Raw genomic sequence first — 12967 nt, forward strand, 5'->3', positions numbered from 1 at the left:
GGCGCGCAGCGCCGACTCACGGGGGACCAACGCGCCGCCTCTCGCCTTGCGGTAAAATCCCCGAATGTCCCTGATGATCCTCGACACCTGCGTCAACTGCGACGTCTGCGAGCCCGTGTGCCCCAACAAGGCCATCTCGCTGGGTGAGCTCTACTACGTGATCGATCCCAACCTCTGCACGGAGTGCGTCGGGCACTTCGACAATCCGCAGTGCGTGGAGGTCTGCCCGGTGGAATGCATCCCGCACGACCCGGACCATGTCGAGACCCGCGAACAGCTGATGCTCAAGTACGAGCACCTGATGGCGAAGGCGTCCTAAGAAATCCCGCGGCGCCATGGGTTAATCTCAGGGGTAACGATATCCCCTCGGAGACAACCCCATGCTCCATGCCCCTTCGTGGCGTGTGCTTGCCGCGACTTTCTTCCTCGTCGTCGGCACCGGTCAGGCCTCCGCGCTCGACGCGCCGGCTGCGGCCCCGAAAGGTCCTGGCCACGCCGCCATCGCCAGCGCGAACTACCTCGCCACCAACGCCGGGTTCGAGGTACTGGACAAGGGAGGCAACGCCTTCGACGCCGCCATCGCGGTGGCCTCCACCCTGGCCGTAGTCGAACAGCAGAGTTCCGGCATCGGCGGCGGATTTCTCGCGCTGCTGCATCGCGCATCGGACCGTCGCAACGTTTTCATCGACGCCCGCGAAACGGCGCCGAAGGCCGTGGACATGAAGGTGTACGTGGGCAAGGACGGCAAGCCGAATCGCGACGTGTCCACCAACGGCCCGCTTTCGGCAGGCATTCCGGGCGAGCCCGCCGGGCTGGCCTGGATCGCGGCCCACTACGGCAAGGTTCCACTTTCCGTCTCGCTGGCGCCTGCCATTCGCATCGCAAGGGAAGGCTATCAGCCGGACGAGCGCTTCATCGGGGCCATCGAGGACCGCAAGGACGTCCTTTCGCGTTATCCGGCCTCCGCCGCGATCTACCTCCCGGGCGGAAATGCACCGCAGAAGGGTTGGACGCTGCGCCAGCCGGACCTGGCGAAGACGCTCGAGCGTCTCGCTGCCGGCGGTGCCGACGGCTTCTACAAGGGCGAAACGGCGAAGCTGCTGGTGTCCGCGTCGCGCGCTGCCGGCGGCAACTGGACCGCCGCCGACCTCGAAGCCTACCGGGTGAAAGAACGCGAGCCCCTCAGCGTGGACTACAAGGGCTATCGCATCGTTACCGCGCCACCGCCGTCGTCCGGCGGCGTGGCGATCGCCGAGATCCTGAATATCCTCTCCGGCTTCGACCTGACGAAGCTCGATGCGGCGCATGCCGCGCACCTCACCATCGAGGCCATGCGCCGCGCCTTCCGCGACCACAACGAATATCTGGGCGATCCGGACTTCGTGAAGATGCCGCTCGACATGCTCCTGTCGAAGTACTACGCCGATGGGCTCCGCGCCACCATCTCGCCAGACAAGGCCACGCCGTCAGACCTCCTGCCCACCGCGATGGCACCGGAGCCGGGCATGCATACCACGCATTTCTCGGTGATCGATGCCGACGGCAACATGGTGGCTTCCACGCTCACGGTGAACCTCGAGTTCGGTTCGGCCTTCGTTGCCAAGGGCACCGGCGTCGTGCTGAACGACGAGATGGACGATTTCGCGCTGGTTCCCGGGCAGCCGAACGCCTTCGGCCTGCGCGGGGCGCTCGCCAACGCACCGGAACCCGGCAAGCGCATGCTCTCGTCGATGTCGCCGAGCTTCGTGTTCGGTGCGGATCGCACCGCGGTGATCGGCTCGCCGGGCGGTTCCACGATCATCACCCAGGTGCTGGAAGGCATCCTTGCCTTCGTGGACGGCAAGAGCGCATCGGAAATCACGGCGCAGAAACGTTTCCACCACCAGTATCTGCCTGACCGCGTGGACGTCGAGGCCGGCGTTTTCGACGACGCCACCAGCAAGGCCCTCACCGACATGGGATACGTGCTGCGCAATCGCTCACCCTGGGGCTTCATGAACGTCGTTACGTGGGACCATCGGACCAACACGCTCGACGCAGCGAGCGATCCGCGTCGGCCGTCGGGACTGGGCAAGGTGCAGTGAGGCTCGACACGTGAAACTCTGGTCACTGATCGGCAATTCGCAACGCCTGGACGGCGGCGCGATGTTCGGTAACGCGCCGCGCGCCATGTGGTCGCGCTGGATAGAGCCCGACGAACAGAACCGCATTCCGCTGGCGTGCCGCTGCCTTCTCGTCACAGGCCTCGACGGGCGCAACGTGCTCTTCGAGACAGGTATCGGCGCGTTCTTCGATCCCGCCATGCGCGAGCGCTACGGCGTGGTCGAAGACCGCCACGTGCTGCTCGATTCCCTGGCGGAGGCGGGCCTCGGTCACGAGGACATCGATGCCGTCGTTCTCTCGCACCTGCATTTCGACCACGCGGGCGGGCTTCTCGCGCCGTGGGCCGAGGGCGAACCTGCGCGGCTGCTTTTTCCGAAGGCGCGCTTCCTCGTCGGCGCCGCACATTGGGCACGTGCCCATGATCCGCATCCGCGGGACCGTGCGTCGTTCGTACCGGAGATCGTGCGTCTGCTCGAGGAGAGCGGCCGCCTTGAACTGGTGGAAGAGGGCAAGCCGTCGTCGTTGGGCGACGCAGTGCGCTTCGAATTTTCCGAGGGCCACACGCCGGGCCTCATGCTGGCCGAAGTCGGGGGTGTGGCGTTCTGCGCCGACCTGATCCCGGGACGTGCGTGGGTGCACCTGCCCGTGACGATGGGCTACGACCGCTGGCCCGAGAAACTCATCGACGAGAAGAAAGCATTCCTCGACGACAAGATGGCGCGGGGCGTCCGGTTGTTCTTCACCCACGATCACGGCTGCGCGGTGGCGTCTGTCGCACGGGACGATAAAGGTCGCTACTCGGCGGCCGATATCCTTGAACGATTAGCCGGGGTCGATGCCTGGGCAGCGGCATGATGGGGGCAGGATGACATCCACATACAGGGTGAAGCAGGCGGGGATGGCCCTGGGGGCGCGATTGGCCGGAGCGGCGTTGCTGCTCGCCGGCCTGGGCCTCATTGCGTGGAACGAACGCCGCGTCATGGATTACACCGCGGCGCTGGCGCGCCACGGCGCCCCAGTGCTCGATCTGGGGGCCGCCGGCAGGCCCGGCGCCGGCCAGTACGGTTCGCTGACCCGGGTGAGCGGCATGCCGCAAATCGTGGACGCGCCGCGCGACGCGGAGTTCGGCGTCCGCGCCGAGTCGCCCATTCTCATTCGCCATGTGGAGATGTTCCAGTGGCGCGAAATCACGGTCGGCGGCAACACGCATTACGAACTCGATTGGGTGGACCGGCCCATCGACGCGTCTGAATTCGCGAAGCCTGCCGGCCATGTGAATCCCGGCCACTTTCCCATCCAGGGGCGTCAGTTCGAGGCGGGCGAGGTGAAGCTGGGTAACTTCAAGCTGTCCGAGCCCATTTTGCGCGCCTTCCCTGGCCGCGTCGCCGTGCCACCCGACGAAAAGGCCTTGCCGGCGAACCTGGCCGCCACGTTCCAGCGTGCCGGCGATGCCCTGGTCACCAGCAACAAGCCCGCCAATCCGCGTCTGGGCGATCTGCGCATCAGCTGGGAAGCCGTACCGCTACAGGCCATGACCGTGCTCGCCCGCATCGACGGCGACACCCTCGTGCCGGCCGCTACGGCCAACGGCGGGAGCGGCTTCGACGTACAGGTGGGCGAGCGCAGCCTGCTCGACGTGCTTCCGGCGTTGCCCGAGCCGCCCCAGGCGGTACTGCCCATACGCCTCGCTTCGTTCCTGCTGGCGGTCCTGGGCGCATGGTTGCTCGCCCTCACCAGCCGCCTGCAACGCGATGTGCTGTTCGCCATAGGCATCGGCGCCGTGGTGGTTCCCGCCGTTGCCGGCGTGATGTGGTTGGGTGGCGACGCCATGGCGGCAAGCGTGTGGTTGCTTTTCGCGGTGCTTGGCGCGGGCCTGGCGATCTGGCGGGTGCAGCAGCGCACCGCACCTGCCTGACGGGAACCCGCGGGGAGTCGCTCGGCGTCGAAGTCCGGACTCCACCTCCGGTGGCCGGTGCATGCATACTCGACGCATGCCGGCCCCATCCCGCCATCCGAATGACTGGCTTCATATCCGTCGTGACGCCGAGACGGGGATCGAAAGCGTGCAGGCCCACTTCACCGGGCATGCCTACGACGCCCACGCACACGACGAGGTATTGATCGGCGTTACGCAGGACGGCATCCAGCGTTTCCGCTGCCACCGGTCGACGCACACGAGTACCCGCGGCCGCGTCATCCTCATCGAGCCTGGCGCCGTGCACGATGGCGACGCCATCGAGGAAGGCGGGTTCACCTACGCCATGCTCTACCTTCCGCAGTCCTGGCTTCGCACAGCGCTCGACGGACGTTTGCCGGCGGCAAGCACCGCGCTGTCGGGACGATTCCGCGAAACGCTGACCGACGACGATGGCCTGCGCGATGCCATCGTCCGTGCCTTCGCCGCCATCCACGGCAGGGAAGGGCGGCTGGCGCGCGACGTCAGCCTGCATCGTCTGGTCGATCAACTCTCGGATCACTGGGATCATCGCGCCACGCAGGCGGCATCGGAGCGATCCGCCGCGACGCGCGTTCGCGATTACCTCCATGCGCATATGGCCGACGACATCGGCCTCGACGATCTGGCCACGCATGCCGGCATGGACCGGTTCCGGCTCCATCGCCAGTTCACGGCGGCGGTCGGCCAGTCGCCGCACGCATACCTGGTCAACCTTCGGCTACGCGCCGCGCGCGATCGCCTGACGCGCGGCGATACCCCGGCGGACGTGGCGATGGCGGTCGGCTTCGCCGATCAGAGCCACCTCGGACGCTGGTTTCGCCGTGCATTCGGCATGTCCCCCGGCGCGTACCAGCGGGCTTGCACAAACGTTCTATAGGCGTGCAGCCATCGTGTCGATGCTCGCGGGTAACCTTCCATGGAAACCCCTCGATGTTCGATACGAAAGTGGCGCTGATCGTTCGCGACGACCTCCTGACCTGGCAGAAACTCAACGTAGTGGCGTTCCTCGCCACCGGCATCGCCGCGGCAGCGCCAGAGGCCTTGGGCGAGCCGTATGAAGACGCCGCCGGCGTGACGTATGGGCGCATGCTGATCCAGCCGATGATGATTTACGGCGCCGGCGTGGATGCGCTGCGCAAGATCCATCGCAAGGCGCTCGAACGGGAATTGACGATCGTCCCGTACGTCGAAGCGATGTTCCGGACCGGCAACGACGCAGAGAACCGCCGTGTCTTCCGCGACGAGGACGTCGACGCGATGAACTTCGTCGGGATGGCGGTGCGCGGCCCGAAGAATGCCGTCGAGAAGACGTTGAAAGGGCTATCGCTGCACGAGTGAAGCGTCAGACGGCGCCCGCTACCCGCGCCACATCGGCGCCGGGCGGGGCGCCGAACATCCTCTTGTAGTCCCTGGTGAACTGCGACTGGCTGTCGTAACCGACCATCGCGGCAGCGGTGCCGACCGATCGGGCGTCGGCCAGGAGCAGCCGGCGCGCCTCCTGCAGCCGTAACCTGGTGCGGTACTGCACCGGTGTCATCAGCGTCATCGCCTTGAAGTGACGGTGGAATGACGTGACGCTCATGCCTGTGGCTTCCGCCAGCGCATCGATCGCCATCGGCGCAGCGTAGTTCGCCTTGATCCATTGCGTGGCCCGGTCGATCTGCGCTGCGTGCGAACCGCTGAGCGCGAGTTGGCGGAGGGTGTCGCCGAGGTGACCGCCGAGCACCCGGTAGTAGACCTCCTGTACCACCAGCGGCGCGATGAACGGAATGTCGTCGGGCTTGTCCAGCAGGTCGAGCAAACGTGCGAACGGTTCCGCCAGGGCCGGCGTCATCGCGGCCGTCGCCACGCCGGCCGGCCTCGCCGCTGCGCGTCCGTCGGACGGCATCTTCGCCATGGTTTCCGCCAGGGCGACACGGTCGATGTCAAAAGAGAACCCGAGGTGCGAGCGGCTCTCATGGTCGAGGAGCACCTGCGTGCACACCGGAAGGTCCACGGTCACGAGGAGGAACGTGGATGAGTCGGCGAGGAAGGGCGCGTCACCCGCCGCGATGGTCTTGCTGCCGCGGAGGATGACGACCATCCTGGGACGGTACAGGACGTGCGCCGGCGGCAACGGCTGGTTCACGCGGTAAAGCGTAAGGCCCGGGATCGACGTTTCCTGCCGGAAGTGGGCGGCGTGGCGTTCCACGACGTGGCACATGCGTTCGAGCAATGTTTCCATGGGGTCCATTATGCACCGGCAAGCCACCTACACCTGAACGACTTTGGGGGTGGATTGGCAGGATCGTGCAAAAGACCGGCAGCATCGGCGTAGGCCGCGAGGTTCATCACGCGCATCCTTTTCGGGTACCGCCGATGGCGGCTTCTCCCTGTCCCCGAGGAAATACCCGTGTCCGATTCGAAAAAGATCTGGTTCATTACCGGTTGTTCCACCGGCTTGGGTCGCGAACTGGCCGAGCAGGTCCTTGCTCGTGGCGAACGCGTGGTGCTCACCGCCCGGAACCCCGAGCGGTTGCGCGACGTCGTTGCGAAGCATCCCGATACGGCGCTGGCGTTGGCGCTGGACGTCACAAGCGAGGATGCCATCCGCAAGGCCGTCGCCGATGCATACGCACGATTCGGCAGCATCGACGTGCTGGTGAACAATGCGGGCTACGGCTATTTCTCGGCGATCGAGGAGGGCGAGGACGAAGAGATCCGGCGCCAGTTCGAGACCAACGTCTTCGGCCTGATCTCGCTCACGCGGCATGTCCTACCCGGAATGCGCAAGCGCCGGAGCGGTCACATCGTGAACGTTTCTTCCGTGGGAGGGCTGCTGGCGGTCCCGGCTACCGGTTACTACCACGCGACAAAATGGGCGGTGGAGGGTTTCTCGGAATCGCTGTCGAAGGAAGCCGGGCCGCTGGGCATCAAGGTGATCATTGTCGAGCCGGGCCGCTTCCGCACCGACTGGGCAGGACGATCCGTGATCGAATCGAAGACGATCATCGACGACTACGACGCCACGGCCGGCGAGCGCCGCCGACAGACCAGGGCGTATACCGGCACGCAGCCTGGCGACCCGGCACGCGGAGCGGCAGCGATCATCGGGGCGGTCGACATGGAACATCCGCCCCTGCGGCTGCCGTTGGGCTCGGACGCCTATCAGTTCCTCAGCAGCAGGCTGGACGAGCTGCGGGCGAATTTCGAGGCAGTGAAGGACATCTCGATGAGTACGGACTTCCCCGCGTAAGGCGGGACGCCGCTGGCAGCGCCTAAGCGGCGGCGCTGCCGTCGGCGAACGCGTAGACGTGGTCGGCCCAGCTCGCGGCTTCGACGTAGATCGTGGCCATGGCGGCCACGTCCTGCTCGGACAACGACGCACCGCTTTCCAGTTCGCCCTGTTCCCAATGGCGAATCTGGTCGAGGATGGCGGCGAAGGGACCCGTGCCCTCGAGCAACGCTTCGCGGATCTCGATGGCCAGCGGCAGGTGCTCCAGCACGTACGCCATCGATACGTTCATCAGCGTGTCGAGCAGGGAGAACAGGCCGGCGGTGAAGGCCATTTCCTGGAGTTCCGGCCTTACCGCTCGCGCCAGCTTCTCGCACATGTGCGCGCGGATGAGGGCCAGGCGCAGCAACTCCGGCGGACGCTCGTCCATGCCGGACACGGCCATGGTGAAGATCCAGTTGCGCATGCGGTTCACGCCGAAGAACACGGCTGCCTGTTCCACCGATTTCAGCTGGCGGGGCAGGGCGAAGTAGGCGGAATTCACGCAGCCCAGCAGCTTGTAGCTGAGGATGGCGTCGTCGCGGATGATCTTACCCAGCTCGACGGGACCGTTGTCCGGATCCTGCAGCGCCCCCATGAGGCGAAGCACACCGAGCCTGCTTGGGGTGAGGCGCGGCATGTCCACGCGTTCAGGGCGCAACAGGTACTTGCCCTGAAAACCGTCGACATCCTGTTCGGCGTATTCCACGAAGGTTTCGTGAGTGTCGACGCCGGTGACGATGACCTTGACGCCGAACGCGTGCACGTAATCCATGTGCGCCTTCGCCGCGAGCGGATGGCGATGATCGACCGCCACCTTGGCGAACTGCACGATGCGCAGCAGGGCGTCCACGCCGGCGCGGTGTTCCGGATCGGCGGGAAGGTTGAAATCTTCGAGCATGAAGAGGCAGCCATGCCCCTTCAGCTCGCGCAGTTTCTCGAGCAGTTGCTCGTCGGTGCCCACATCGGCGCTGATGCTGGCGCCCAGGCGCGCGTTATGGCGCAGGATGTCGGCATGCTGGAGGAGGAGATCGCGCGACATGTGCAGGAACGCGCGGTTGTCGCGCACCAGCCGCTTGAGGCTGCCGTCGGCGATGGCGCTCAGCGTCGCCTGCGTGTGGGCGAGCGCGGCGGCCTCGATGTCGCTGCCGATCGGCCGCGGGAAGAGTAGTTCGTAGGCGAAAAGCGACTGCTTTCTGTCCAGGACAGGCACGCGAACGATGGGGAGGATGCCGTCGTCATTCACCGCGGTCAGCTGGGGAGTTACTGCCATTGCTTTCTTCTTGCACCGTCTTCGGGAATCGTGAGTGTCGCTGGTTTGTCGCCTTCAAACCTGTGCAAGTGTCGCGGAACGGAGCTTGACCTTCGCGACGCCGTTCGGGCCGTAGGTCCCGCCGCCGGGGGCTTCGCCCGAGAGCACGGCCAGCGCCTGGCGCACGTGGCTCATCCGCTGTCCGACGATGCGGCCATTGGTTTCGTTGAGACCCCGGCATTCGCGCAGCCGGTCGATCGTCGGCGCCCAGCGTGGATCGGCGAGGCTGTCGACACCGGCGGCAGCGTCGAGCTGGCGGCGCTCGACGTCGAGTTTCTCGATCCGGTCGAGGAGGTTGCCCTTGGTGCGGCCTGCGGCGTCCAGCGCCTGCGCGTCGCCTTGGTCGAGGGCGAGACGCTCCTCGATCAGGCTGGCGTGCAGGGCGTCGACCTCAACGGCGAGATCGCCCATGACGGCCGCGAGTGCCGTGTCGAAGTCCCGGCCCAGCGGCGGGTTCATGCCTTGACGCCGCCGATCTGGCCTTCCATCGCAAGAAACTTGCTGGCGATGGCCTGGGCGTCGGGCTTGTAGGTGCCCTCGGCGAGACGGGCGCGGATTTCTTCCACGCGCTTCGTGTCGATGCCTTCGCCGCGGCTGGCGGCGTCGAGTGCCTTCGCCGAGTCGGTGATCTTCACGCTGTCGTCGCTCGGGCGCACCGAGGCAGCGCCCTGGGCGGAGCCGGCGGAACCGGCGCCGGGGCTCTGGGTGCGCAACTGGACCTGCGGCTGGGGAGCCTGGAGGCCGGGTTTGATGGGTGTCGTCATGGGTGTATCCCTCGGAGCTTTGTTCCGTCAGACCGTTATCGGCGCTCTGACGGCGAACTTTAACGGGCCTGGACCACGGAATGTGACACGGTTCGGATTTCGTTCATGGCAGGACCGCGACCGTGCCCGGCCCGCTGACGACCGCGTCCAGCACCTTGCCTGACGACGCGTTGCGGACCTTGATCCGGCTGCCGGTGTCGCCGGCGCCCAGGGCCACGCCTTCCGCATGGATCGTCACGCCCTCGATGCTGGCTTCCATGCTCACCGCGTCGCCCGTGCGCACGGCCTGGCGGCCGGCGAGCATGCCGGGCGTGAGAACCGTGCCGGCGCTCAACGGGCGGGCCAGCGAGCGGCCTTCGATCTGGTCCAGGCCAGCGACATAGCCATAGGCCAGCCCGGCCACGTCGCGTTCCTCGCCATGGACGTCGGCGGCGCCGATGCCGTCGCCGCGCGCGAGCGGCCGGCTGGTGACGAGCACGTTCGTGAACATCTTCACGCTGACGGGCACGCGCACCGTCCAACCGCCAGGTACCGGACAGCGAACCGTGACGCTGACCCGCGCCGTAAGCCGACGGTTGCCCGGCAACGACGCATCCAAGGGAGCGGCGCAATCGGCGAGTTGCAGACGGCTGTCCAGCGGCGCGGCTTCCGCGGTCATGCGCGCGCCGGGGAGGGTACGGTGCTGTTGCAGCCAGTTCACCGCCGCCGCACGCACGGCCTCGAGGGACTGCGTGGCCGCCGCGGAAAGCGGTGCGGCCAGCAGAACGGCGAGGGTGGCGACGGCGACGGCGCGACGGGTCACGCGGCGCGCTCTGCCAGTGAGACGGAGAGGCCTTGCGTGATCGCGTCCAGTTCCCGCGTCAGACCCGGCAGCATGTGGCTGGCGTCGGCATGGCGACCTTCGCCGAGCGTGATCGCGTACTGCGAGGCCAGTGCAGAGAACCGTTCGCCCGCGGCGTGCGCGAGATCGGCGCTGCCTTCGGGCCGCAGGGCGCGCAGCTTTTCCAGGCAGCGCATCATCGGGGTGGTGTCGAGCCAGCGGCGATCGAGGCTGGACGGATCGCGCGCGGCAAGTTCCAGCGCATAGCGAAGGCCCTGGGTGGCTTCGCGGATCATCTGGCTGAGGCTGGCGGCGTCGAGGTTGCCTTCGGTTTCGAGGCGGCTGAGGCTCAGGCGATGCGCGAGCACCACGGCGCGGGCCGCGGCATCGGCCTGCCGACGCGCCTCGTTCGTTACGCGGCCGAGCGTGGATTGCGTGGCCTGGATAGCGGCCATACGGCCCTGGAGCGCGGCCATGCCTTCGCGTGCCGCGTCGAGGCTGCCGCGGGCACCCCGCACGGCCTCGTCGACGCGGCCGAGGGACGCCTGCATGCCGGCGATGCCGGACTGCGACTGTTCGAGACGGCGCAGGCTGGTTTGCACGGCGTCGTCGAGCTGTCCGGAGAACTCGCCCACGGCCTGGGTGACCTGATCGATTTCCGCGGTGGCCTGGGTGGTCTTCTCCGCCAGCTGTTTCACTTCGTCGGCCACCACGGCGAAGCCGCGGCCCGCCTCGCCGGCGCGCGCGGCCTCGATGGCGGCGTTCAGCGCCACGAGATTCGTCTGGTGGGCGATGTCCTGCACCGTGGCCGTGAGCTTCCGGATGGCGGTGAAGTATTCGGAAAACTGGGCGTGGTTGCGGCTCATGCCCGACAGGGCGCTGCGCAGCAGGCGCAGCTGGCCGTCGAGTTCGGCCGACGTAGCCTGGCCCTTGTCGCCTGCGTCGGCCATGCCGGCCACGCCGGTATGAACCTGGTCGATCGCCGTCGAAATCCTGGCGCTCGCCTCCGTCAAACGTCCGGCGGTGTCCCGGGCGCTGTCGGCGGCGGTGCCGAGTTCCTGCAAGGTGGCGCCGAGCGCCTGGGCGCTGTTCAGCGCCATGCCCTGCTGTTCGATCGCCTGGATGGTCGTGGCCGCGACAGTGCGCGGCTCCGCAGGCTTCAGCAATGCGCCCAGCGCGCTGGCGGCGGCCGGATACTGTGCGGCCAGTGCGCGGACGCGCGCTGTGTCGCCGGTGGCTGCGGCCTGGGCAAGGAGGCGGACGTGCTGGCTCCAAAGGAGGGTCATGATGTTCGCTTTCGCTCTACGGATGGTCGGCCCAATAGATCGGTCGGGCCACGTGTTTCTTGAGTCATGCAATCCATGTGCCATGACAACGGCTGTGGGAGCCGCTATAGCGGCGAGAAGCCTGCGAAGCCGGGAAGCGATGAGATGGGAATCCCTTCGCCGCTATAGCGGCTCCTACAGATTGGCGGCCGTGTGCCGATACGGTTCGCGACACCTCCTTCGACGCACGCGCACCCCATGGCCCGACCGCTCCTCGATACCGTGGAAACCTTCACCCGCCTGGCGGGCCACAACCGCGTGGCCATGCTGCTGTTCCGCCTGGGCGATCGCCAGGCCTTCGGCATCAACGTGTTCAAGGTGCGCGAGGTCTTGCGCAGGCCGCGGCTGGAGCGGATGCCCAGCATGCACGAGCTGGTGGCAGGTAGCTTCGACTATCGCGGCAACACGATCCCCGTGATCGACCTCGCCGCCGCCATGGGCTACCCGCCGCTGGCCGCGGTGGACACCGCGCACCTCATCGTTACCGAGTTCAACCGCTCTGTGCAGGGTTTTCTGGTTTCCGACGTGGACCGCATCATCCATGTCGATGGCGCCCAGATGGCCGCGCCGCCGCCTGCACTGGGGTATGGTCCCCGCGTCAACGCCGTCACCCGCATCGACGGCGACCTGCTCGCCATCGTCGATGTGGAGCAGGTGCTCGCCAGCGTGGACCCGCGAGCCGTGGAACTCTCCGATCGGGTACAGCACGCGGCGCAGGTGCAGCATGTCGGCAACCGTCGAATCCTGGTGGTGGACGACTCCCTGGTGGCCCGAACGCAGCTGGTCGACCTGTTCCGCAAGATGGACCTCGAATGCGTGGTGGCCAAGGACGGCAGCGAAGGCCTGGACGTCCTGCGCACGCTCACCATGGGCCCCGCCGCGGATCGCATCGCGCTCGTCGTCTCGGACATCGAGATGCCCTCCATGGACGGCTACGCGCTCACCCGGGCCATCCGGGAGGACGCCCAGCTGCGCCACGTGAAGGTGCTCCTGCACAGTTCGCTCAGTGGCGTGTTCAACGAGGCGATGGTGGCCCGCGTGGGCGCCGACCGCTTCATCGCGAAGTTCCAGCCAGACGTCCTGGCGACCGCGGTGCTCGAGCTCCTCCCCGCCTGACCGGTCTTTATGTGGGAGCAACTGTCTTTTTCAGAAGCCCTCCCCAAGCACAGAGATTTTCCCCACAAGCTGGCGAGCTTTGTGTGGGAGCCGCTTCAGCGGCGATGGGTGCTCGCGGCGGGGTTGCCCGCTGCCGCGGGATCGCCGGCATAGCCGGCTCCCACAGGGTCTGACGTCTCCCACAGGGCCTGACAGCTTCGTGCACGGCGGTTCTCCGTCACCTGGCGATTCCTGGGTGCGTCGGATTTCCGGCGCCCCACTTTCCCTTTCGCCCTGAAACGGCGCTACCAAGCCATTTCACACCCTCATCCGGGGCG

General features: G+C 67.0%; 14 protein-coding genes. 8 read left to right on the forward strand and 6 right to left on the reverse strand.

The genetic code is table 11. The features are described 5' to 3' along the window. The first annotated feature begins 64 nt into the window (after positions 1-64). From FHS47_RS07570 to FHS47_RS07595, 6 genes are all read left to right on the forward strand, one after another. Positions 65-319 (forward strand): YfhL family 4Fe-4S dicluster ferredoxin, encoded by a 255-nt coding sequence (locus tag FHS47_RS07570; protein ID WP_167025188.1) that lies wholly within the window; start codon positions 65-67, stop codon positions 317-319. A 61-nt stretch (positions 320-380) separates the two neighbouring features. Further along, entirely contained in the window at positions 381-2084 is a 1704-nt protein-coding gene (ggt, locus tag FHS47_RS07575) for a gamma-glutamyltransferase (RefSeq protein WP_167025191.1), read from the forward strand. A gap of 10 nt (positions 2085-2094) precedes the next feature. Next, positions 2095-2958: an MBL fold metallo-hydrolase gene (locus FHS47_RS07580; protein WP_167025194.1), complete on the forward strand. Its 864-nt coding sequence runs from the start codon at positions 2095-2097 to the stop codon at positions 2956-2958. 10 nt (positions 2959-2968) lie between these two features. Further along, the gene (locus tag FHS47_RS07585) at positions 2969-4018 is read left to right on the forward strand and encodes a TMEM43 family protein (RefSeq protein ID WP_208381843.1); all 1050 of its coding nucleotides are present in this window, start codon (positions 2969-2971) and stop codon (positions 4016-4018) included. Between the two features lie 61 nt (positions 4019-4079). Further along, entirely contained in the window at positions 4080-4937 is an 858-nt protein-coding gene (locus FHS47_RS07590) for an AraC family transcriptional regulator (protein ID WP_208381844.1), read from the forward strand. Between the two features lie 53 nt (positions 4938-4990). Then, positions 4991-5398, forward strand: a complete 408-nt coding sequence (locus tag FHS47_RS07595) for a DUF2000 family protein (protein WP_167025197.1) — start codon at positions 4991-4993, stop codon at positions 5396-5398. Between the two features lie 4 nt (positions 5399-5402). On the opposite strand, the gene FHS47_RS07600 is transcribed toward FHS47_RS07595, so the two are convergent. After that, positions 5403-6284 carry an AraC family transcriptional regulator gene (locus FHS47_RS07600; protein ID WP_167025200.1) on the reverse strand — a complete coding sequence of 294 codons (882 nt, stop codon included), beginning with the start codon at positions 6282-6284 and terminating at the stop codon, positions 5403-5405. Positions 6285-6452: 168 nt separating this feature from the next. Between FHS47_RS07600 and FHS47_RS07605 the strand changes: the two genes are divergently transcribed. Then, on the forward strand, positions 6453-7295 hold the full coding sequence (locus tag FHS47_RS07605) for an oxidoreductase (protein WP_167025203.1): 843 nt from the start codon (positions 6453-6455) through the stop codon (positions 7293-7295). A 22-nt stretch (positions 7296-7317) separates the two neighbouring features. Here the strand turns inward: FHS47_RS07605 and FHS47_RS07610 are convergent, their stop codons facing one another. The 5 genes from FHS47_RS07610 to FHS47_RS19565 all read right to left on the reverse strand — a co-directional run bounded on the left by FHS47_RS07610 (position 7318) and on the right by FHS47_RS19565 (position 11495). After that, a complete protein-coding gene (locus FHS47_RS07610; protein ID WP_167025206.1) occupies positions 7318-8586 on the reverse strand; it encodes an HDOD domain-containing protein in 1269 nt (422 codons plus the stop codon). Positions 8587-8640: 54 nt separating this feature from the next. Next, positions 8641-9084: a flagellar protein FlgN gene (locus FHS47_RS07615; RefSeq protein ID WP_167025209.1), complete on the reverse strand. Its 444-nt coding sequence runs from the start codon at positions 9082-9084 to the stop codon at positions 8641-8643. Next, positions 9081-9389: a flagellar biosynthesis anti-sigma factor FlgM gene (gene flgM / locus FHS47_RS07620; protein WP_167025212.1), complete on the reverse strand. Its 309-nt coding sequence runs from the start codon at positions 9387-9389 to the stop codon at positions 9081-9083. Before flgM ends, FHS47_RS07615 begins: the two co-directional genes overlap by 4 nt. A 103-nt stretch (positions 9390-9492) precedes the next feature. Continuing rightward, positions 9493-10191, reverse strand: a complete 699-nt coding sequence (flgA, locus tag FHS47_RS07625) for a flagellar basal body P-ring formation chaperone FlgA (RefSeq protein WP_167025215.1) — start codon at positions 10189-10191, stop codon at positions 9493-9495. Then, entirely contained in the window at positions 10188-11495 is a 1308-nt protein-coding gene (locus FHS47_RS19565) for a methyl-accepting chemotaxis protein (protein ID WP_247741277.1), read from the reverse strand. The genes flgA and FHS47_RS19565 overlap by 4 nt, the downstream gene beginning before the upstream one ends. Positions 11496-11732: 237 nt before the next feature. Between FHS47_RS19565 and FHS47_RS07635 the strand changes: the two genes are divergently transcribed. Beyond that, positions 11733-12650, forward strand: a complete 918-nt coding sequence (locus FHS47_RS07635) for a chemotaxis protein (RefSeq protein ID WP_167025218.1) — start codon at positions 11733-11735, stop codon at positions 12648-12650. The last annotated feature ends 317 nt before the right edge of the window (positions 12651-12967 follow it).

The organism is Luteibacter sp. SG786, assembly GCF_011759605.1.
Taxonomy (GTDB): Bacteria; Pseudomonadota; Gammaproteobacteria; order Xanthomonadales; family Rhodanobacteraceae; genus Luteibacter.

Excerpts from the sequence above, each read along its gene's own strand:
- ggt (WP_167025191.1), top strand. The coding sequence starts at position 381 with ATGCTCCATGCCCCTTCGTGGCGTGTGCTTGCCGCGACTTTCTTCCTC.
- FHS47_RS07570 (WP_167025188.1), top strand. The coding sequence starts at position 65 with ATGTCCCTGATGATCCTCGACACCTGCGTCAACTGCGACGTCTGCGAG.
- FHS47_RS07600 (WP_167025200.1), bottom strand. The coding sequence starts at position 6,284 with ATGGAAACATTGCTCGAACGCATGTGCCACGTCGTGGAACGCCACGCC.
- FHS47_RS07595 (WP_167025197.1), top strand. The coding sequence starts at position 4,991 with ATGTTCGATACGAAAGTGGCGCTGATCGTTCGCGACGACCTCCTGACC.
- FHS47_RS07585 (WP_208381843.1), top strand. The coding sequence starts at position 2,969 with ATGACATCCACATACAGGGTGAAGCAGGCGGGGATGGCCCTGGGGGCG.
- FHS47_RS19565 (WP_247741277.1), bottom strand. The coding sequence starts at position 11,495 with ATGACCCTCCTTTGGAGCCAGCACGTCCGCCTCCTTGCCCAGGCCGCA.
- FHS47_RS07590 (WP_208381844.1), top strand. The coding sequence starts at position 4,080 with ATGCATACTCGACGCATGCCGGCCCCATCCCGCCATCCGAATGACTGG.
- FHS47_RS07635 (WP_167025218.1), top strand. The coding sequence starts at position 11,733 with ATGGCCCGACCGCTCCTCGATACCGTGGAAACCTTCACCCGCCTGGCG.
- FHS47_RS07615 (WP_167025209.1), bottom strand. The coding sequence starts at position 9,084 with ATGAACCCGCCGCTGGGCCGGGACTTCGACACGGCACTCGCGGCCGTC.
- FHS47_RS07610 (WP_167025206.1), bottom strand. The coding sequence starts at position 8,586 with ATGGCAGTAACTCCCCAGCTGACCGCGGTGAATGACGACGGCATCCTC.
- flgM (WP_167025212.1), bottom strand. The coding sequence starts at position 9,389 with ATGACGACACCCATCAAACCCGGCCTCCAGGCTCCCCAGCCGCAGGTC.